The following is a 19,272-nucleotide window of genomic DNA, read 5'->3' on the forward strand; positions in this document are numbered from 1 at the left end:
AGAATCACGTGATTTTCGCAATGTGACATGATGCAGACACTGATCGAGACATTACTCAACAAGTTTCCTGAGGCCGTGCTCTCGGCTGACATCGACACTGCGCATGCAGAAACGACCGTGGAGGTCGCCGCACCCCGGATCTTGGAAGTGATGCGTTTCCTTCATGATGCACCGGAGGCCTGCTTTGACCACATCACGGATATCTGCTCAGCCGACTATCCGTCCGACCAACAGCGGTTCGAGGTCATCTACCAGTTACTCTCAATTCCCCACGGGAAACGGATCCGCCTCAAAACCAGGCTCACGGAAGAGAACCCCTCGCTTGATTCGATCACAAGCATCTGGCGTGGCGCGGACTTTCTGGAGCGCGAAGTCTACGACATGATGGGGATCCGATTCGCCGGACATCCGGATCTGCGCCGTATTCTCCTCCCCGAAGACTACACCGAAGGCTATCCCTTGCGAAAAGATTTCCCCGCCGAGGGACGTGGCTGGCGCAGTCAGTTTGACTTTATCCCACGACTTGATGAGCCGCCGGTGGAACAGGTCGACAGCGAGGTCTCCGAAGCCGAAAGGAAGGTGTTCCTGTCGAACCCCAATGCCTCGCCGTCCAATCGCCGGGAAGAGCTCTTGTTGAACATGGGACCGCAACATCCCAGCACGCATGGTGTCGTGCGGGTCGTCCTCGAGCTGGATGGTGAACGGATCGTCAAAGCCACGCCGGATCTCGGCTATCTCCATCGGGGAGTGGAAAAGCTGGCTGAAGGTTTGGCGTACATGCAGATCATCCCGCACACCGACCGGCTGGATTATGTCTGTGCGATGGCGAACAACTACGCCTATGTCCGAGCCGTGGAGAAACTCCTCGGTATCACCGTCCCCGAGCGCGCGGAATACATCCGCACCATCGTTGCGGAAATGCAGCGCATTCTCGGACATCTCTTCTGGCTGGGCGCCCAAGCCTTGGATATCGGCGCGATGACGGTGTTCTTCTGGACGTTTCGCGAGCGCGAAACGTTGCTTGATATGTTCGAGCAACTCTGCGGGGCCAGACTGACCCTGAATTACTATCGGATCGGCGGGGTCGATAGCGACTTCACTCCGGAACTGGTGACTCGCCTGAGAACATTCTTGGAGACCTTCCCGCAGAAGGTCAACGAATACGATTCACTCCTTGCCAGCAACCGAATTTGGCTGGCACGAACCAAACATATCGCGGTGATCTCAGGGAAAGACGCCATCAATTTCGGCATGACCGGTCCGTCCCTGCGAGGATCAGGGGTGGCGTACGATGTCCGCAAGCTTGAACCCTACGGGGTCTACCACAAAGTGGATTGGGAGGTCCCGGTCGGGAAAAACGGCGACACGTATGACCGGTATTGGATACGCGTCGAGGAGATGCGCCAGAGCGCGCGGATCATTGCCCAATGTCTCGACCAGATGCCGCCCGGCCCAATCATCGCTGACATGCCGCAATACATTCCGCCGCCGAAGCAACTGGTGATGCGGGATATGGAGAGCTTGATTCACCATTTCATCATCTTTACCCAGGGGTTCAAACCGCCGAAAGGCGAAACCTATTGCCCGACTGAAGCCCCCAAAGGGGAACTCGGCTTCTTCATCATCAGTGACGGCAGTCCCCGCCCCTATCGTCTGAAGATTCGCTCACCGTCCTTTATTCACATGGGCGCGTTCGACCATATGGCGCGAGGCTATTTGATTTCCGACATCATTACGATTTTTGGAACGTACGATGTGGTCATGGGGGAATGTGATAGATGAGGCATACGGTCAGGATGTTCCAGTGCTCGCTGCCCACGCACGATCAGAATGTGCTCGGTCAATGCGCGCAGTTTGGAACGTCCTGACCGCCGCCTCGATAAAGGGATGTGCGGAGGAACCGTGCTGAAAGACAAATACGGAAAAGAAATCGACGAGATCCTGAGCCGCTATCCGGTCAAGCGTTCTGCGTTGATTCCGTTGCTCTATGTCGCTCAGCGCGATCAGGGCTATGTGAGTGAAGCGGTCATGCAAGAAATTGCGCAGTTACTCGGGTTAACCCCACCGCAAGTCTATGAAACCGTCACGTTTTACACGATGTTCAACCTGAAACCGGTGGGTAAGTTTCACATTCAGGTCTGTAAGTCGCTCATGTGCGCACTGGTCGGCTCAGATACGATGATCGGATGGATCAAAACCAAGCTTGGGATTGCACCTGGTGAATCAACGACGGACGGCCTGTTTACCCTCAGCGCGGTGGAATGTTTGGCGGCCTGCGGGACCGGTCCCATGATGCAGATCAATGAGGACTATTATGAACGTGTGACTGAGGAGAAGCTCGACCGCATTTTGGCTGATTTACGAACGACGGGCAGCAGTGACTTGAAGAGCGGGCCTTTTCTATGGCCGGAACCGACGCCCGCAGAGCGGGCGCGTGAAGCGTGATGCGTATTTCGTCGTTCGCAAGAAAGAACGTCGGGTTGTCTGACGCTTCACGTTTCACGAGTAACGCTTCACGAGATTAAGATGCCGCAACACGAACTGATCTTACTGAAAAACATGATGCAGCCCGGCTATACCGGCTCGCTACGGGACTATGAGAAGACGGGAGGCTATCAGGCTGTTCGCAACACGTTTGGAAAAATCGCGCCGGCGGATGTGACCACGATGGTGCGAAAATCCGGCCTCCGCGGACGCGGTGGTGCCGGCTTCCCGACCGGGGTGAAGTGGGGCTTCCTCCCCAAAGATTACCAAGGTCCCCGATACCTCTGTTGCAATGCCGACGAGAGCGAGCCCGGCACGTTCAAGGACCGACAGCTGATGGAGCGCGATCCTCACCAAGTCTTGGAAGGCATTCTATTGGCCTGCTATGCCATTGGCGCAGAAACGGCTTACATCTATATCCGCGGAGAAATGGTTCTGGGCTCTAGGATTTTGGAGCAGGCCATCACTGAAGCTCGAGCTGCCGGATACATCGGGAAGAATATTCTCGGCACCGGTATTCACGCAGACGTGTGGGTGCATCGTGGAGCAGGCGCCTATATCTGTGGTGAAGAAACGGCTCTCTTGGAATCCCTCGAAGGCAAACGCGGACTCCCACGCATTAAACCGCCGTTTCCTGCCACGCACGGGCTCTACAATAAACCGACGGTCGTCAATAACGTCGAGACCCTGGCCAATCTTCCCCACATCCTGAACCGCGGCCCCGAATGGTTTGCGGCGATCGGGTCCCCGCCGAAAAGCACTGGGACCAGGGTGTTCTGTGTGAGCGGGCATGTCAAACGACCCGGTAATTATGAAGTGCCGATGGGAATCACGATCCGAGAGTTGGTCTACGAACATGCCGGCGGGATGCGATCCGATAAGCCCCTAAAAGCCATCATTCCCGGTGGAGCCTCGGCCCCCTTTCTGACACCGGCGCATCTCGACGTGAAGCTGGATTTTGAGCACGTAGCCACGGCAGGATCGATGCTCGGATCCGGCGGCGTCACTGTCATGGAAGAAGGGACCAGTATGGTCTGGGCGGCGCTCCGGTTGATGGAATTCTTCTACCACGAGTCTTGCGGGAAGTGCAGTCCCTGTCGGGAGGGCAGTTCGTGGCTGGTTCAAACATTGCGCAGGATTTTGGCGAAACGTGGTCGGATGCAGGATCTTGAAACCTTGTTGGATCTATGCAAGAACATCGCAGGTCGAACGGTTTGTGCGTTTGGGGATGCGGAAGTCGCTCCGATCCAGAGCACCCTGAAGCACTGGCGGCAGGAATATGTGGACCTCATCCACGAAGCAGAAGCCGCGAATTTGATCAGACCTGAGCCGGTAGGTAAACCTTGATGGGAATCTGTCAATCTCATGATCTGTTGAGTCGAAGACATCCCTCAAATCCTCAGGTCAACAGATTGACAGATCAACAGATAACAAAGTTCGACTATGCCTGATACGACAGCCCCAATGGTTCGCATGACAATCGATGGAATGACCGTCAAGGTCCCGAAAGGCACCTTGGTGATCGAAGCCGCTCGGCGTGTCGGCGTCATGATTCCGCATTTCTGCTACCACCCGAAGCTCAAGCCGGACGCCAACTGCCGCATGTGCCTGGTCGAAGTCGAAAAGATGCCGAAACTCCAAACCGCCTGCAGTACCCCGGTCGACGAGGGCATGAGCGTGCGCACCGCCACGAGCGTGGTCAACGATGCCCATCGATCAGTGCTCGAGTTTATCCTCGCCAATCATCCGCTCGATTGCCCGGTCTGCGATCAAGGCGGGAAGTGCGACCTTCAAGATTTTTCCCATCAGTACACGGCCACCAGCCGGTTCATTGAAACCAAACGCGTGTTTCCCAAGGAGTATTTCAGTCCGCTGATCGAGACCCAGATGAATCGCTGCGTGCAATGTCTCCGCTGCGTCCGCTACTGCGATGAAGTGATGGACGTCAAGGCATTGGCACCGGCAGGTCGCGGCACCATGACGGAAATCAAGCACTTCGGCCCGCACCCGTTGAACTGCGAGTTCTGCGGAGGCTGCGTGCAGATCTGCCCGGTCGGGGCCATTACCAGCCGGCTGTCCATGTATGAATACCGGCCCTGGATGCTGAAGCGAGCCGACACCATCTGCGGGTACTGCGGAGACGGATGCCAGATGACCGTGCATACGAAGGGGAAGGAGTTGATCGAGGTCAACTCAGCCCATGGAGCGGGGCGTAACAACGGAGACCTTTGTGCTCGCGGTTTTTTTGGGTTCCATGCGTCGAGCCATTCGGAACGCCTGACTCACCCGCTCATTCGTCGCAATGGTGCATTGGTCCAGACCACATGGGAAGAGGCCTTGGAATATGTCGCCGATCGCATCAGCGCGATCAAAACTGCGCACGGAGGACCGAGCTTCGGCGGATTGATCTCAGGCCGGTGTACGAATGAAGAGCTGTACCTCTTCCAAAAATTCCTCCGCGTGGCCGTCGGCACCAACCATATCGACAGCAGCGCCCGCTATGGGCATGTGAACGGCCTCCACGCCATGCAACTTGTCCAGGGTACTCATCGGTGGACCATGACCTTCGATGACATCCTGGATGCCGATGTGTTGCTTCTCGTCGGGACGAACATTACCGAAACCAACCCGGTCACCGGCCTCAAAGTCAAAGAAGCGGTCAAAAAGCGTCGGGCGACCTTGATCACCATTGAGCCCCTGGATCCGGTGATTGGAACGATCAGCAACATTGCGACCCTCTCGCACCATCATTTCCGTACTCTACCGAGCGACATCCCCACCACCGTCCTGGGCTTGCTGAAGGCCATCGTCGAACAGAATCTGATACAGCCGAACCTGACACAAGAGTACCCCGCCTATGTCGGCGCGGTCACGAGTGCAGTGCAGACAATCTCCTGGCAGGATCTCCGTGTGACTACGGGAATCGAACCTGAGGCTTTCGGACAGGCTGCCAAGGTGCTCGCGGCCGGACGGCGAGTGGTCGTGCTCGCCGGGCAACTGCTCCTGCGCAGTGAACGCGGATATCGCGGATCCTTGACTCTCCTCGATCTGCTGCTGCTGACCGGCAAGCTGGATCAACCAGGTTGCGGCTTCGCTCCGCTTGCGGAAGAGAATAACGACCAAGGGGCTGTGGAGATGGGTGCCGTGGCGGAATTTCTTCCGGGCGCTTGCTCGGTGACCAACCGCAGCGACCACGATCGGATCATGAAGCAGTGGAATGCGGACGTGTCCTCCGATGTCGGAGCGTCCCTCGTCGAAATGCTGGATCGGGCCAAAGCGGGATCGCTCAAGGGCATGCTCATCGTCGGAGAGAATCCGGTTGGGAGCCTGTCGGCATCACTGCGCCCCGAGGAAGCCTTGCGTAAGCTCGATCTGCTGGTCTGTCAGGAACTCTTCTTGACTGAAACCGCGGCGCTCGCTCACGTCGTGTTGCCGGCCGCATCATCTCTTGAGAAAAGCGGAACGTTTACGAATACCGAAGGGCATGTCCAAGCCGTTCGTCCCTCAATCGACCCTCTTGGAGAAAGCCGGCCGGACTGGGAAATCTTTTCAGCTCTCTCCATTTTATTGGGCTCACCGATGGAATACGCCGAGAGCAAAGAGATCCTCAAGGAAATTCGGAGCCTTATTCCCGGCTACGGATCTCTTGGACCTACCCCGCTGCCTCCCAAAGTCGATCGCGCGACGATGGAACGGTATCTCACCGATGGCTATCAGCGTGATCTTGCGGCACGATATCAACTCGTGGTACCGAAATCCCGCCCAGATGGAACGTTGCGACTCGACCTCGTCCAGAGCCTGTTTCACTCGGGAAAGTTTTCGACCCGCTCCAAGGGCTTGTTACAAGTAGAAGACAGGGGACGGCTTCGAATCAATCCGGTTGATGCAGCCCGCTTTGCCTTGGTGGACGGCGACCGCGTTCGCCTCTCCAGCACATCCGGAGAAATGACCACAGAAGTGACGCTTGTGGAGCGGGTCCCACAGGGAGCGGCCTGGTTCCCGGATCACTTCGGCCAAGCTGCCGTCCGATTATTTGACTGTGCTATTGATCCCATCACTCACGCGCCATCCCTCAGAACGGCGACCGTGTCCATGATGAGGGTGGCCTGAGGATTTGTTGAGCTCTGCGACTATGCGAATCGAGGAGTCCCATGGTGACTGAATTCGGATTACGTCTTGCTATTTCCCTGACTCAAATCGGTGCGGTCATGTGCATCGTGGTCATTACGGTGCTGATCCTCACCTTGGCGGAACGAAAAGTCTTAGGATGGATGCAGGATCGCATGGGCCCGATGGAAGTCGGTCCCTACGGCATTCTTCAGCCGTTTGCGGATGCCATCAAGCTGTTTTTCAAAGAAGATATCGTACCCGCCGGTGCAAACAAGTTCATCTTTACCATGGCGCCGATCCTCTGCTTGATCCCGACGTTTATCGGATTTGCCGTCATCCCCTGGGGACCCAACTGGACGTTTGAGATCAATGGCATCGTCGTGAAGCCGTTCGTCATCAGCGACATCAATATCGGCATCCTCTACATCCTCGCCTTCGCCTCACTCGCCGCCTACGGCATCATCCTCGGAGGATGGGCTTCCAATAGCAAATATTCCTTGTTGGGAGGCCTTCGGTCAGCCGCACAGGTGATCAGCTACGAGCTCAACGTCGGCCTGGCGATTGTCGGTGTGTTGATTTTGGCCGGTTCGCTCAGTCTCGTAAAAATTACGGATGCCCAGGCCGGCTGGTTTTGGAATTGGCATATCTTCGCCCTGCCGGCGCCCCAAATCTTTGCGTTCGTCGTCTACGTGATTTCGGTCGTCGCTGAAACGAACCGGGTGCCGTTCGATCTGCCTGAGGCGGAGAGCGAACTTGTTGCAGGGTTTTTCACCGAATACAGCGGGCTGCGATTTGCGTTCTTCTTCCTCGCAGAGTACGCCAATATGGTCCTGGTGTCCTGTGTGGCTTCTGCCTTGTTTCTCGGCGGCTGGAACGCACCCTATCCAGGAACCCTGATGGAACTGGTCGGCTTATCATCCTGGTCCTGGATGGAAAGCACTATGTGGTTTGCAATTAAAACCTACTCGTTGCTGTTTCTGTTTTTCTGGCTGAGAGCGACGTTGCCGAGACTGCGCTACGATCAGCTCATGCGATTCGGATGGAAGGTGCTGTTACCCATTGCGCTGGCCAACATCGTTGTGACGGCCATCGCCGTCTTTATCTATCAACGGATCTGACCAGCGTACGGAACCCTATGAGATCCACACCCACGACCAAGCGCCTGAGCCTGTCCGAGTGGTTCAAGACGATTACGTTCTACGAAATCCTCGTCGGCATGAAGGCGACGCTTTCGCACCTGGTCAATTACCGCCCGGTGACATTGCAGTATCCCCACGAGAAGCGCACGCTACCGGACAACTATCGAGGCATGCTCGCCCTGCTCCGTTACGACGACGGAACGGAGAAGTGCGTGGGATGCGATCTCTGTGAAGCGGCTTGTCCGTCCCGTGTCATCCGGGTGGTCAGCGCGGAAGTGCCGGGCGAGCCCACGAAGCGCTATTCAAAAGAATATTACATGGACATGACCAGGTGCTTGTTCTGCGGGATGTGTGTGGATGCCTGTCCCGTCGACGCCTTGGGAATGACCCGAGAATTTGAATGGGCGGTGTACGACAAACGCCAGCTCCATCTGAACAAACAGCAGTTGCTCGCCATCGGAGACCGCTCGTTTCCCGTTCGCGAGAAACGCTTGGAACTTCAGCATCCAAACGTGGCGTTCTTTAACGTAGCGTTCAGCCACGTACCACCAAAGCCGAACTGAACCAAGGGATTACGTATCGGCAGACCAATGGCTGCAGCATCCGTGTGCTAGTCAGGTCCAATCGACCTTGAACACAGGAACCATCAGATGTCGCAACTCATTTTTGCATATTTTGCCGGCATGATTATCGCGGCATCCATTCTCGTCGTCGCGTTGAAAAACCCCGTCTACAGCGCACTGTCTCTCCTCGTCATGTTTTTCCACGTCGCCGGCCTGTTCGTCACCCTTCATGCCGAGTTCTTGGCCGCCGTGCAGATTATCGTCTATGCCGGAGCGATTCTTGTGCTGTATTTGTTCGTCGTCATGATCTTGAACGTCAAGCAAGACGACCGGTACCACAATCAGTGGCGGATCGCGGGGTTCGTCTGCATCCCCTTGATGATGGAAGCCATGGTCCTCCTATCCGGTGGTGCAGGCATACGCACGAGCGGTACCCAAGTCGTCCTCGCCCCGTCAGCGAAGGCCATTGCTCCGGATAATACGTTAGCCATCGGGCAAACACTGTTTTCGACCTATCTCTTCCCGTTCGAGGTTGCCTCCTTGGTGCTTCTAGTCGCCATGATCGGCGCCATCGTCCTTGCGAAGCGAGAAATCGGTGAATAGGACAATTCCAGCCCTATCGTTCACACGAAGGTAGCCGAATGACCATCCCCATCTCCTACTATCTTCTTTTGAGTGGAATCGTGTTTCTGACTGGGATCGTCGGCGTACTCATCCGTCGCAATATCATCGCAATCCTGCTTTCAGTTGAACTGATGCTGAACGCGACGAATATTAACTTCGTCGCATTCTCCGATTATTTTCGGGACATGGGGGGACAAGTGTTTGTCTTCTTTGCCCTCACTGTCGCCGCTGCAGAGGTGGCCGTTGGGTTGGCGATCATCATCGCACTCCATCGCTCCCGGTCGACCATCAATATTGAAGAGTTCGATTTATTGAAATGGTAAGGAACTGGCAGATGGCAAATGGAAAATGGCAAATGGTACGGACTGGAGTCCGGAGCTTGTGCCATCGGCTATCAGCCATCAGCTCTTAAGCCTATGTTCTACGCGCTGATTCCATTCCTTCCGCTCGCCGCATTCCTTGTCCTCGGACTGGCTGGGTCACGGTTCAAGGAAAACGCTCATGTGATTGCGGTTCCGGCGATGCTGTTGTCGCTGATACTGGCGCTGGCCGCCTTTATCGAGGTAGCTTCCGGCTCGGTCATTTCCGTCCCCCTCTATACCTGGTTGACCTCAGGGCACCTTGACATCCATATCGGCCTCTACATCGACAGACTGACCGCCGTCATGTTGCTTCTGGTCACCGGCGTCAGTTCCCTGGTGCACATTTACACAATCGGCTACATGCACGGGGAGCCGGGTTATGCCCGCTTCTTCAGCTATATCGCACTGTTTACCTTTTCCATGCTCATGTTGGTACTGGCAGACAACCTGCTCCAGTTGTTTGTGTTTTGGGAAGCCGTCGGTCTGTGTTCCTACCTGTTGATCGGGCATTGGTACGAACGTGCGTCGGCTTGCGCGGCGGCGACGAAAGCGTTTCTTGTGAATCGCGTCGGAGATTTCGGATTCCTGCTCGGCCTGCTCCTGGTCTGGTATCAGTTCGGTTCACTGAACTACCTTGAAATCTTTCCCGCTCTTCATGAGGCAAGTGGTCTGACGATGAACCTCCTTGGCCCCGTGGGAGGCACATGGGACGTTTCCTTGTTCACGCTGATCGCACTCTTGTTGTTCACGGGAGCAGTGGGCAAGTCAGCCCAAGTGCCTCTTCACGTCTGGCTCCCGGACGCCATGGAAGGCCCGACGCCGATCTCGGCTCTCATTCATGCCGCGACCATGGTTACAGCTGGAGTGTTTATGGTTGCCCGTCTGGCACCAATCTATAACCTCTCTCCCACCGCCATGAGCGTCGTCGCGGTGACCGGAGGGGCCACCATGCTCCTCGGTGCGACCATCGCCTTGACGCAAACAGATATCAAACGTGTCGTCGCCTACTCGACCGTCAGTCAGCTTGGGTACATGGTCATGGCCTGCGGGCTCGGAGCCTACGCCTCCGGCATGTATCACCTCCTCACACATGGAGCGTTCAAGGCATTGCTGTTCCTCGGCTGTGGGTCGGTCATTATCGCACTCCACCACGAGCAGGATATCCGCCACATGGGCGGGCTAAAAAAACAGTTGCCGACTACCTACTGGACGTTCGTGGTCGGGTCACTGGCGCTCGCAGGATTCCCTCTGACGTCCGGGTTTTTCAGCAAGGACGAGATCTTGGCCGCGGCCTGGTCTGCAGGCGATCTTGGTCGGATCCTGACGATCGCAGGCCTGTTCACCGCTCTCCTGACCGCGTTCTACAGCTTCAGACTGGTGTTTGTGACCTTCTGGGGTGAGTCCCATGTCAACCCCCATCACGCAGACCATATCCACGAACCCTCCAAGACAATGACGACCCCGCTGCTGATTCTGGCATTCTTCAGTATCGTCACCGGGTACCTTGGCATTTCATCGTTTCTTGAACCGGTCTTTGCCACCGGCCAGCACCCAGCGGTGCCTCATGGGGAAGCCGGCGTCATCATCATGATTGTCGCTACAGTTCTTGGATTGCTCGGCATTGCCTCGGCCTACTATGCCTATGTGCTCAAGCCGGATCTTCCGAATCGCCTGGCTCGGCAGTGGAGCGGTCTGTACCGGGCTTCGTTGAACAAATGGTATGTCGATGAAGCCTACGACCGCCTGTTCGTACGACCAACGCACATCGCAGCGTCGGCACTCTGGAAACGAGTCGATGTCGCCGTCATCGACGGCGCGGTCAACGGAGTCGGGCGAACGATCAGGTGGGGCGGATGGCTTTTGCGGTTGATTCAGAGCGGACAAACCCAACATTATGCATTGGCCATGGCGATGGGCATCGTGATCATCACGGCCTATCTGCTGCTCTGAAGAGCATGTATGAAGATGTGCAATTGAGTCAGTACACTCACACTGTGATGGATTAAGACCTTGATGACCGGCTTTCCTTGGTTAACCGCATTGATCCTCCTTCCTTTGCTGGGAGCAGCGGCTGTCTTTATCGTGAAAGATACCTCTGTCCGACTTACCGCGCTCTCCGTCACCGTTGCCGACCTACTGCTCTCGCTTCCGCTGTGGTGGCTATTCGACGCCACATCCGGTGAAATGCAATTCCTAGAATCAGCCGCATGGATTCCATCACTGTCGATCAACTACCGTCTCGGCCTGGATGGAATCAGCCTCCCGCTGGTCCTCATGACGACCATTCTCATGCCGCTGTGCGTCCTGATTTCATGGCGTGCCATTGAAACCAGGATACGGAGTTTCATGGCCGTGTTGCTCATCATGGAAGGCGCCATGATCGGCGTGTTTGCAGCACTCGATTTCGTGCTGTTCTATGTGTTTTGGGAGGCGATGCTGATCCCCATGTACCTTCTGATCGGAGTGTGGGGAGGACCGAATCGCCTGTATGCCGCGATCAAATTCTTCCTCTACACGCTCGCCGGGAGCGTGTTGCTGTTGGTTGCGATCTTGGTACTGTATTTTCAGGGCGGCCATACGTTCGACATTCTTGCGCTGAGCCGGCAAACCTACCCCCTCGCTCTTCAGACATGGGTGTTTTTTGCCTTCTTTGCCGCGTTTGCCGTGAAGGTCCCGATGTTCCCATTCCATACCTGGCTGCCCGACGCACACGTGGAGGCCCCCACTGCCGGCAGTGTGATCCTCGCCAGCGTGCTGCTCAAGATGGGCACCTACGGCTTTGTACGATTTAGCCTGCCGATGCTCCCGGATGCCTCCCGTCTCTTTACCCCCCTGATGGTCGTCCTGTCGATTGTGGCGATCCTCTATGGGGCCTACATGGCACTGGCTCAAGTTGATCTCAAAAAGCTGATTGCCTATTCGAGCGTCAGCCACATGGGATTCGTCACTCTCGGACTGTTCATGTTCAACATCCAAGGTATCGAGGGTGCCGTCATGCAGATGGTGAATCACGGCATCACGACCGGGGGACTCTTTCTCTGTGTCGGGATGATTTACGAGCGTACCCACAGCCGGCAGATTTCCGATAACGTCGGGTTGACCAAGCCGATGCCTCGATATGCGACTTTGCTGGTTATTTTCGCACTCTCCTCACTGGGACTTCCCGGGACCAACAGTTTCGTGGGAGAGTTCATGGTCCTCGTCGGCACGTTTCTCTGGAGTAAGGTTGCAACAGCCTTTGCCTCGCTGGGCATCATTCTGGCCGCCGCATATTTATTGTGGATGATCCAACGTGTCGCGTTTGGCACGCCGGCTCCTCACCTACTCCACAATCTTTCGGACCTCACCCGGCGAGAAATGGCGACACTGTTACCGCTGGCCGTCATGATCTTCGCGATCGGCCTATTTCCCAATCCTCTCCTCAGCCGGATGCACGCCAGTGTCGAACACGTCATCGCTCGTGTTGTTCCCTCCTCCCATCAACAGAGTTCCTCTCGGTCTGCTCTGGGCCGACCAACGCCCTTCCCGAAAGACGACCTGCTATCGACGCTGGACGTGGCCCATGCCGTAACGGTGACTCCCACCGGCAGCCGGCCGCTCATGGAAACGCAGGGGAAACGGCCATGACCTTTTCTGCCGCAGATCTCTTCCTCGTTCTACCCGAATTACTGGTCATCACAGCCGCCTGTGTCGTATTCGTGCTCGACCCAGTGCTACGACAGTCCGATAAGGATAGCTTGGTATGGCTCAGCCTGGGAACACTCGCCCTGTGCATGGGCCTGACGGCGTCCCAAATGGGGACGCACACATCAATATTCAGCGGACTTGTCGTCATCGACGCTTATGGAGCCTTCTGGAAACTGCTGTTGTACTTCGTGACCGGACTCACAATCCTCCTGTCCTACTCCTATTTGAAAGAGGAGCAACTGTATTTCGGTGAGTACTATGGCTTCATGTTGCTCTCACTGTGCGGCATGATGGTCATGGTCTCCGCAGCCGACTTGTTGACGATTTATCTGGGCACGGAATTGATGTCGCTCTGCCTGTATATCATGGCAGGTCTCAAGCGGAAGGAACCCCGCTCCCTTGAAGCATCGGCAAAATACTTTGTCTTGGGCGCCTTTTCATCCGGCATTCTCCTCTATGGGATCTCCCTGCTCTACGGAGCGACCGGCAGCACGAGACTGCCGGCGGTTGCCTCGGCTATTGCGACCCAGGGGTTCACCGACCCGTTGCTGTTATTTTCAACGATCCTGTTGGCGGTGGGGTTCGGATTCAAGCTGGCCGTAGTTCCGTTTCACATGTGGACACCGGATGTCTATCAAGGCGCCCCGACTTCCGTCACCGCGTTCATGGCCGTAGGATCCAAAGCCGCCAGCTTCGGCGCATTCCTCCGTGTGTTTGTGGAGGGGTTGGGCGGAGTCAAGGCCGATTGGTCCGCCATCTTCCTCTTACTCTGTCTTGCCACCCTCGTCGTGGGCAACATCGTGGCTCTGGTGCAAACAAACATCAAACGGATGCTGGCCTATTCAAGCATTGCACACGCCGGCTATGCCCTGATCGGTGTCGTCGCCGCCGGACGCACTGAGCACTCGTCCGGCATTGCCAGCGTGCTGCTCTATATCGCCCTGTACACATTCATGACGTTCGGAGCATTCGCCATTGTCGCGATGCTGCGAAAAGGCACGCTTGAAGGTGAAGAGATCGAGGATTTCACGGGCTTGGCCAAACGTCATCCTCTCCCGGCAATGCTGATGCTGGTTTTCATGGTATCTCTGGCGGGTATTCCCCCGACTGCGGGTTTTATCGGGAAATTGTACGTCTTCAGATCCGCCGTGGAAGCCGGCATGGCCTGGCTGGCGGCCATCGCTCTCATTTTTGCGGCGATCTCAGCCTATTATTACCTTCGGGTCGTCATGGTCATGTATATGCGGGATCCTATTGAGGGAACGGACCCTGTCCCGCGGTTGGTGATGTCCCCGACTCTTTCCCTCGTGCTGGCCTGCGCGGTCGCCGGAGTGGTGATCTTCGGGATCTATCCCAACCCACTCGTCAATCTCGCCCTGCAAGCGGTGTCGACGCTGAAGTAAGGCCATCCATACTCTGACTAGTTGCTGGCAGGATCGTATGCATGTCGTTCGCTTCCTGAGTGAGGCCGTCACATCGTTTTTACGCCAGGGATGCCCCAGCCTTGCGGCAGCGTTGGCGTTCTTCTCGCTGCTCTCATTGTTTCCCCTCGTCTTTCTCCTCTTGTATGGCGTCGGGTTCCTCGTGAGCCAGAACGTGATCGGCGAGCAGTTCATGCTCGGTTTCCTCAAAGGATTTCTACCTTCGTTGGGTGAACGATTGGCGGAAGAGCTCCATCGGATCAGTTCATTGGACAGTGTTCGGTGGATTGTGCTGCTGTCATTCTTCTGGTTTGGTGGACTTGTGTTCTATGAGCTCGATTATGCGCTGAACGTCGTGTTTCAGAGCACGCAAAAGCGCCACCCGCTTATTTCCACTGCCATTTCCATTGCGCTGCTGGGATCCACGGGCCTGTTACTCTTCACGTCCTATGTGGCCACTCAAGCCATTGCCTTCTTAACCGCCTATGCTCCTCGGCTCTGGGGATTGGATCTAGTCGCCTTAGCCGCACACGACTTTCATCTGACCTACACACTCCCCTTTGCGCTTGCATTCCTGACGGTCAGCCTGCTGTATCGTCTTGTGCCCCGACGTCGTCCACGGTGGAGAGACGCCATGGCCGGCGCCCTCACGTTCGGTCTGCTGTGGGTTGCAGCCAAGCTCTTATTCATCAATTATGGAGATTTTGCGACGGTCTATGCGCGGCTTTATGGGTCGTTGCTCGAAGTCGTGCTCTTGTTGCTCTGGGTTTATTATTCTGCGGGGCTCCTGCTCTTCGGCGGCATCATTGCGCACAATCTGAAGCGGATTGCCTCGCCAGCACCCCCGAACCCCAATTGATGGCCGACAGCGAACATGCTGCCGCTACCGGAACGAAGGTGACTGTCGCCGTTCAACGGATAGGGTGGCTACGAAGCTGCAGAAAATGCACGAGGGCTGACTGCGTCACGAGTCCGACAATTTCTCCGTCCTGCACGACGATGAGTTGATCCCATCCCTCACGAGCCATACGCCCCATCGCTTGAATCGCCGGAACATCAGGCGAGATGATCATCGATTCTGAAAAGGGACGCATCACCTGATCGACCCGACGCCAGGACCACGTCTCCGCCGGAACCGCCTGAATATCGGGTACGGTCACGAGTCCGATCAAACGTCGATCTTCCACCACGGGGAACCCCCCGTATCCGTAGGCCTGGAAATACCGATTCACAGCCTCATCGAGCATGGTCTGAGCTGGAATCGACACAACCGTCCTCACCATCATATCTTGAATCCTGATCGTTGAGATGGACTGCCGTAATGTCGCTTGTCGTCGGCTCGCCAGCGCCGCGATGTAGAGAAAGATGCCGATCAGCGCCAGCCATCCTCCCGTCCACACCATCGACGCATCCAGCTCACCGGTTGCCGCCTGCCGGATTCGCAGCAGTCCCCACAGCACGAAGATCACACCAAACCCGAGGCCTGCCGCTGCAGCTTGTTTTGTCGCGCGATAATAATCCTTCCCCCAGGCCCACAGGCCCGCGCGCAGGATTCGCCCTCCGTCCAGCGGAAACCCAGGAATGAGATTGAACACTCCGAGCTGGAGGTTTCCAAACCCCAATAAGAGTCCGAGCATGACTACCCCACGGAGCGCCTGTTCCTGTTGAATCGCCTCAGCCAGAGCGACAATCGCCAAGCAGCCCCCGCTGATCACGAAACTGACGATCGGTCCAGCGATCGCAATGAGAAACTCTGCCTTGGGAGACGGGGCCTCCTGGCGCATGTGCGCGACCCCGCCAAAGAGAAACAACGTGATCTGCTCAATCGGAATCCGGTAGGACAGTGCGACGTAGGAATGTCCCAGTTCATGCAGGAGGACGGACAGAAAGAGGAGCGCCGCCGCGACGGCTCCCATCACCCAATAGCGACCAGGACTGAGTCCGGGGAGAGTCTCCGGCAGATAGTCTGTTGAGAGCGTCCACGTGGCGAGGAGAAACACGAGAAACCAGGACGGATGGATTCGAATGGGAATGCCCAACGCTCGGCCGATTTCCCACGAACGCATCTGCATATCACACACCGTAACAGCGGAATGGGGAATGGGTCAATCTTCCCCCTCTGTTCATGTATACTAGCCTTGATGCGACGACTGGTTCCAACACGTGCACTGCTGTACCTGCTCTCCCTCATGGCCCTTGAGCTGACACCCTCGACTCCAAGTTTTGCCCAAGTCATTACTGCTGGCTCACCTCGCTGTCCGGGTGTGGCCCTGACATTCGATCTCTGTCCCGTGCGAAAGGGATCCGGTTATGATCAGCTGTTGATGGACTATCTGATTACCCATCGCATTCCCGCCACATTCTTTATGTCCGGTAAGTGGATGGCCAAACACGAATCAGAGGTGGAACAGCTTCTGGGTCTCGATTTCTTTGAAATTGGCACGCATGGTGACGTGCACGCTCACCTTCCCATGCACGATGCCGACGAACAGCGTACCGAGATCTTAGGCCCCGTCACACTGCTGCAGGAACACTACGGCCACCAAGCCAGACTCTTTCGCCCGCCGTACGGCGAATACAATGATGTGACAGTGGCCGTGGTCAAGCTGCTTGGCCTCCAGTTTATCCAATGGAATATTGAGTCAGGTGATCCGGACCCGACCCTTTCTGCGGAGCAGATTTTCACCAGGGTTTCCAAGCGCGCAAAGCCCGGCAGCATCATCGTGTTTCATGCCAATGGAAAGGGCAAGCAGACTCGACAGGTGATCGAGCGCCTCACGCGTGAGACTCTCCCGGCCAAGAAACTTCGCCCGATGACCGTGAACGACCTATTGGATTGTACATCTCAGACCCCATGACGACGTCGGCCATCAGAACCATGGTGCCGGATGATCGGAAGGCGGTTATCCAGCTATTGAGTGATTCTGAACCATGGAACACGCTTGGTTACGGGGTGGATGATTGGAGCCGTATTTTCTGTCCTCTGCCTCAAGGCCGAGATTGCTATATCGCTGAACGTGACGGACACGTCGCAGGCGTTGCGATCGTGAAGCAAAAGTTTCTCTTGGGTGACTACCTCGAACTCTTAGGTGTCGCCGTCTGGGCTCGTCAGAAGGGAGTCGGCGGTCAACTCTTGACGCACATTGAGAGTCTCGTGTTCCAGAGAACCAAGAACCTGTTTGCCTGCGTGTCGGATTTCAATGAACCAGCTCGGGCGTTCTACAAGAAACAGGGCTACCTGGAAATCGGCCCCATGCCGAATTTCTTGATTCCTGGGCACGCCGAGATACTCCTCCGCAAGACGGCGGGACCCGTGAGAAAGAGCTGATGGCTAATGGTAAATGGCACAGAAAGATACATTCTGTGATTCCAGTCCCTACCATTGGCGATATGCTATCTGCTATAAGCTCTTCTCATGAAAGTCACCAAGCTGCTCCATACCCGCATGCGGGTCAGCGACCTGGATGAAACCATCCAGTTTTATACAACCGTGCTTGGTCTTGAGGTCATTGAACGGAAAACATCTCCTCGTGGATCACACCTTGCTTTCTTAAAGGTGCCCAACAGCGACGAACTGATCGAGCTCACCAGTTTTCCTCCTAGCGGGCCAGTGAAGGTGCAGGAAGATCTGGTCCATCTGGCCTTCCAAGTTGACAATCTCGACGAGACCATCGCCTCGCTCAATGCCAAGGGGGTTAAGATTACCGATGGCCCGACGAAGACTTCTTCCGGGAGCCGGTTTATCTTCATCGATGCGCCGGACTGTTACGAGATTGAGTTGATCGAACGGCTGGCAGGCGTGAAGATTGTCTAGTGATGGTCATCGGTCAACAGTTATTTGTCAGTGGTCATGAGCCGGAGAGTGGAGACGCTCTTACCCTCCTCTAATGACCAGTGATTTCTCCCGACTATTAACCAGTGACTAATGACTCAGTATTGTTGCCCCCGCTTTACATTCCACGAACAACGAGATACGGAGGAGAAGAATGAAAAACGGGTTTTTCCGCGGACACGGGCTGGGAAACGATTATATCGTGATGGACCCCAAGGAACTGACCTTCAAACTCTCGCCCAAGAACATCAAAGCGGTCTGTGACCGCAATTGGGGACTGGGCAGCGACGGGATCCTGGCCCTGGTTCCCTCAAAAAAGGCAGACTTTGGGCTGCGCATCTTTAACCCAGACGGCAGCGAAGCAGAAAAGTCAGGGAATGGACTGCGTATTTTCGCTCGCTACCTCCATGCAACCGGGAGGACCAAGAAGAAACACTTCACGGTCGATACGAAAGGTGGGCAAGTGACAATTGCATTGCACGTAGACCGGCATGGCGATGCGGCAGCTGCAACCGTTGAGATGGGAACCGCCACCTTCAAGCCTGATGCGCTCCCCTGCTCATTGGACGTGCCCGAATTGATTCAACAACCGATTGAAGCGGCCGGAACTCCACTGACTTTTACCGGTGTGAGCGTCGGAAACCCCCATTGCGTTGTCTTCAAGCCGGCGGAAGGATCCTGGTCGCGCGAAGAGCTCTTGACACTTGGGCCGGCCCTTGAAAACCACACGCTGTTTCCCAAACGAACGAACGTTCAACTGGCCGTTCCAACCGGACCAAAAGAAATCTTCATTCTGATTTGGGAACGTGGAGCCGGGGAGACACAGGCCTCCGGTTCATCATCCTGCGCGGCAGCGAGCGTAGCGGTACGTCTCGGACTGGTAAAGAGCCCTGTGACAGTGAAGATGCCGGGAGGTACGTTGAATATCGAGGTGGCCTCTGACTTTAGCCTCACCATGAAGGGTCCAGTGGCGGAAGTGGCTCGAGGAACGTTGAGCCCGTCATTCGTGAGAACGCTGCGATGAACGAGTCAAAGGTCATTGGTCAATAG

At 56.0% G+C, this 19,272-nt stretch carries 17 protein-coding genes; 16 read left to right on the top strand and 1 reads right to left on the bottom strand.

Going from position 1 to position 19,272, the window contains the following annotated elements:
* The first annotated feature begins 27 nt into the window (after positions 1-27).
* From nuoD to ACMTNU_RS03545, 12 genes are all read left to right on the top strand, one after another.
* Positions 28-1,782 (top strand): NADH dehydrogenase (quinone) subunit D, encoded by a 1,755-nt coding sequence (gene nuoD, locus ACMTNU_RS03490; protein WP_413933803.1) that lies wholly within the window; start codon positions 28-30, stop codon positions 1,780-1,782.
* 120 nt (positions 1,783-1,902) lie between these two features.
* The gene (locus ACMTNU_RS03495; RefSeq protein WP_413933804.1) at positions 1,903-2,445 is read left to right on the top strand and encodes a complex I 24 kDa subunit family protein; all 543 of its coding nucleotides are present in this window, start codon (positions 1,903-1,905) and stop codon (positions 2,443-2,445) included.
* Positions 2,446-2,526: 81 nt separating this feature from the next.
* On the top strand, positions 2,527-3,831 hold the full coding sequence (gene nuoF, locus ACMTNU_RS03500; protein ID WP_413933805.1) for an NADH-quinone oxidoreductase subunit NuoF: 1,305 nt from the start codon (positions 2,527-2,529) through the stop codon (positions 3,829-3,831).
* A gap of 117 nt (positions 3,832-3,948) precedes the next feature.
* A complete protein-coding gene (gene nuoG / locus ACMTNU_RS03505; protein ID WP_413933806.1) occupies positions 3,949-6,594 on the top strand; it encodes an NADH-quinone oxidoreductase subunit NuoG in 2,646 nt (881 codons plus the stop codon).
* A gap of 41 nt (positions 6,595-6,635) precedes the next feature.
* The gene (nuoH, locus tag ACMTNU_RS03510) at positions 6,636-7,712 is read left to right on the top strand and encodes an NADH-quinone oxidoreductase subunit NuoH (RefSeq protein WP_413933807.1); all 1,077 of its coding nucleotides are present in this window, start codon (positions 6,636-6,638) and stop codon (positions 7,710-7,712) included.
* A 17-nt stretch (positions 7,713-7,729) separates the two neighbouring features.
* The gene (gene nuoI / locus ACMTNU_RS03515; protein WP_413933808.1) at positions 7,730-8,296 is read left to right on the top strand and encodes an NADH-quinone oxidoreductase subunit NuoI; all 567 of its coding nucleotides are present in this window, start codon (positions 7,730-7,732) and stop codon (positions 8,294-8,296) included.
* Positions 8,297-8,383: 87 nt separating this feature from the next.
* Complete coding sequence (locus tag ACMTNU_RS03520) at positions 8,384-8,899, top strand: NADH-quinone oxidoreductase subunit J (protein WP_413933809.1); 516 nt, start codon at positions 8,384-8,386, stop codon at positions 8,897-8,899.
* A 38-nt stretch (positions 8,900-8,937) separates the two neighbouring features.
* Complete coding sequence (gene nuoK, locus ACMTNU_RS03525; RefSeq protein WP_413933810.1) at positions 8,938-9,243, top strand: NADH-quinone oxidoreductase subunit NuoK; 306 nt, start codon at positions 8,938-8,940, stop codon at positions 9,241-9,243.
* 18 nt (positions 9,244-9,261) lie between these two features.
* Positions 9,262-11,232 (top strand): NADH-quinone oxidoreductase subunit L, encoded by a 1,971-nt coding sequence (nuoL, locus tag ACMTNU_RS03530; RefSeq protein WP_413933811.1) that lies wholly within the window; start codon positions 9,262-9,264, stop codon positions 11,230-11,232.
* A gap of 63 nt (positions 11,233-11,295) precedes the next feature.
* Entirely contained in the window at positions 11,296-12,909 is a 1,614-nt protein-coding gene (locus ACMTNU_RS03535) for an NADH-quinone oxidoreductase subunit M (protein ID WP_413933812.1), read from the top strand.
* A complete protein-coding gene (locus ACMTNU_RS03540) occupies positions 12,906-14,372 on the top strand; it encodes an NADH-quinone oxidoreductase subunit N (protein ID WP_413933813.1) in 1,467 nt (488 codons plus the stop codon). The genes ACMTNU_RS03535 and ACMTNU_RS03540 overlap by 4 nt, the downstream gene beginning before the upstream one ends.
* Positions 14,373-14,409: 37 nt before the next feature.
* The gene (locus ACMTNU_RS03545; RefSeq protein ID WP_413933814.1) at positions 14,410-15,249 is read left to right on the top strand and encodes a YihY/virulence factor BrkB family protein; all 840 of its coding nucleotides are present in this window, start codon (positions 14,410-14,412) and stop codon (positions 15,247-15,249) included.
* Between the two features lie 52 nt (positions 15,250-15,301).
* Here the strand turns inward: ACMTNU_RS03545 and ACMTNU_RS03550 are convergent, their stop codons facing one another.
* Complete coding sequence (locus ACMTNU_RS03550) at positions 15,302-16,462, bottom strand: site-2 protease family protein (RefSeq protein WP_413933815.1); 1,161 nt, start codon at positions 16,460-16,462, stop codon at positions 15,302-15,304.
* Positions 16,463-16,531: 69 nt separating this feature from the next.
* Here ACMTNU_RS03550 and ACMTNU_RS03555 point away from each other — a divergent pair, with 69 nt between their 5' ends.
* The 4 genes from ACMTNU_RS03555 (at position 16,532) to dapF (ending at position 19,246) form a co-directional block, all read left to right on the top strand.
* Positions 16,532-17,248: a polysaccharide deacetylase family protein gene (locus tag ACMTNU_RS03555; protein WP_413933816.1), complete on the top strand. Its 717-nt coding sequence runs from the start codon at positions 16,532-16,534 to the stop codon at positions 17,246-17,248.
* The gene (locus tag ACMTNU_RS03560; protein WP_413933817.1) at positions 17,245-17,718 is read left to right on the top strand and encodes an N-acetyltransferase family protein; all 474 of its coding nucleotides are present in this window, start codon (positions 17,245-17,247) and stop codon (positions 17,716-17,718) included. The genes ACMTNU_RS03555 and ACMTNU_RS03560 overlap by 4 nt, the downstream gene beginning before the upstream one ends.
* A gap of 87 nt (positions 17,719-17,805) precedes the next feature.
* On the top strand, positions 17,806-18,204 hold the full coding sequence (locus tag ACMTNU_RS03565) for a VOC family protein (protein WP_413933818.1): 399 nt from the start codon (positions 17,806-17,808) through the stop codon (positions 18,202-18,204).
* A 172-nt stretch (positions 18,205-18,376) separates the two neighbouring features.
* Positions 18,377-19,246, top strand: coding sequence for a diaminopimelate epimerase (gene dapF / locus ACMTNU_RS03570; RefSeq protein WP_413933819.1), 870 nt, complete (start codon positions 18,377-18,379; stop codon positions 19,244-19,246).
* Positions 19,247-19,272 lie beyond the last annotated feature (26 nt).

It is taken from the genome of Nitrospira sp. BLG_1, from assembly GCF_047338595.1.
Classification (GTDB): Bacteria; Nitrospirota; Nitrospiria; order Nitrospirales; family Nitrospiraceae; genus Nitrospira_D.

Coding starts and splice junctions, on each gene's coding strand:
- nuoF (WP_413933805.1), top strand. CDS start 2,527: ATGCCGCAACACGAACTGATCTTACTGAAAAACATGATGCAGCCCGGC.
- nuoL (WP_413933811.1), top strand. CDS start 9,262: ATGGAAAATGGCAAATGGTACGGACTGGAGTCCGGAGCTTGTGCCATC.
- ACMTNU_RS03520 (WP_413933809.1), top strand. CDS start 8,384: ATGTCGCAACTCATTTTTGCATATTTTGCCGGCATGATTATCGCGGCA.
- ACMTNU_RS03535 (WP_413933812.1), top strand. CDS start 11,296: ATGACCGGCTTTCCTTGGTTAACCGCATTGATCCTCCTTCCTTTGCTG.
- nuoD (WP_413933803.1), top strand. CDS start 28: ATGATGCAGACACTGATCGAGACATTACTCAACAAGTTTCCTGAGGCC.
- ACMTNU_RS03540 (WP_413933813.1), top strand. CDS start 12,906: ATGACCTTTTCTGCCGCAGATCTCTTCCTCGTTCTACCCGAATTACTG.
- ACMTNU_RS03565 (WP_413933818.1), top strand. CDS start 17,806: ATGAAAGTCACCAAGCTGCTCCATACCCGCATGCGGGTCAGCGACCTG.
- dapF (WP_413933819.1), top strand. CDS start 18,377: ATGAAAAACGGGTTTTTCCGCGGACACGGGCTGGGAAACGATTATATC.
- ACMTNU_RS03550 (WP_413933815.1), bottom strand. CDS start 16,462: ATGCAGATGCGTTCGTGGGAAATCGGCCGAGCGTTGGGCATTCCCATT.
- nuoI (WP_413933808.1), top strand. CDS start 7,730: ATGAGATCCACACCCACGACCAAGCGCCTGAGCCTGTCCGAGTGGTTC.
- ACMTNU_RS03545 (WP_413933814.1), top strand. CDS start 14,410: ATGCATGTCGTTCGCTTCCTGAGTGAGGCCGTCACATCGTTTTTACGC.
- ACMTNU_RS03555 (WP_413933816.1), top strand. CDS start 16,532: ATGCGACGACTGGTTCCAACACGTGCACTGCTGTACCTGCTCTCCCTC.
- nuoG (WP_413933806.1), top strand. CDS start 3,949: ATGGTTCGCATGACAATCGATGGAATGACCGTCAAGGTCCCGAAAGGC.
- nuoH (WP_413933807.1), top strand. CDS start 6,636: ATGGTGACTGAATTCGGATTACGTCTTGCTATTTCCCTGACTCAAATC.
- nuoK (WP_413933810.1), top strand. CDS start 8,938: ATGACCATCCCCATCTCCTACTATCTTCTTTTGAGTGGAATCGTGTTT.
- ACMTNU_RS03560 (WP_413933817.1), top strand. CDS start 17,245: ATGACGACGTCGGCCATCAGAACCATGGTGCCGGATGATCGGAAGGCG.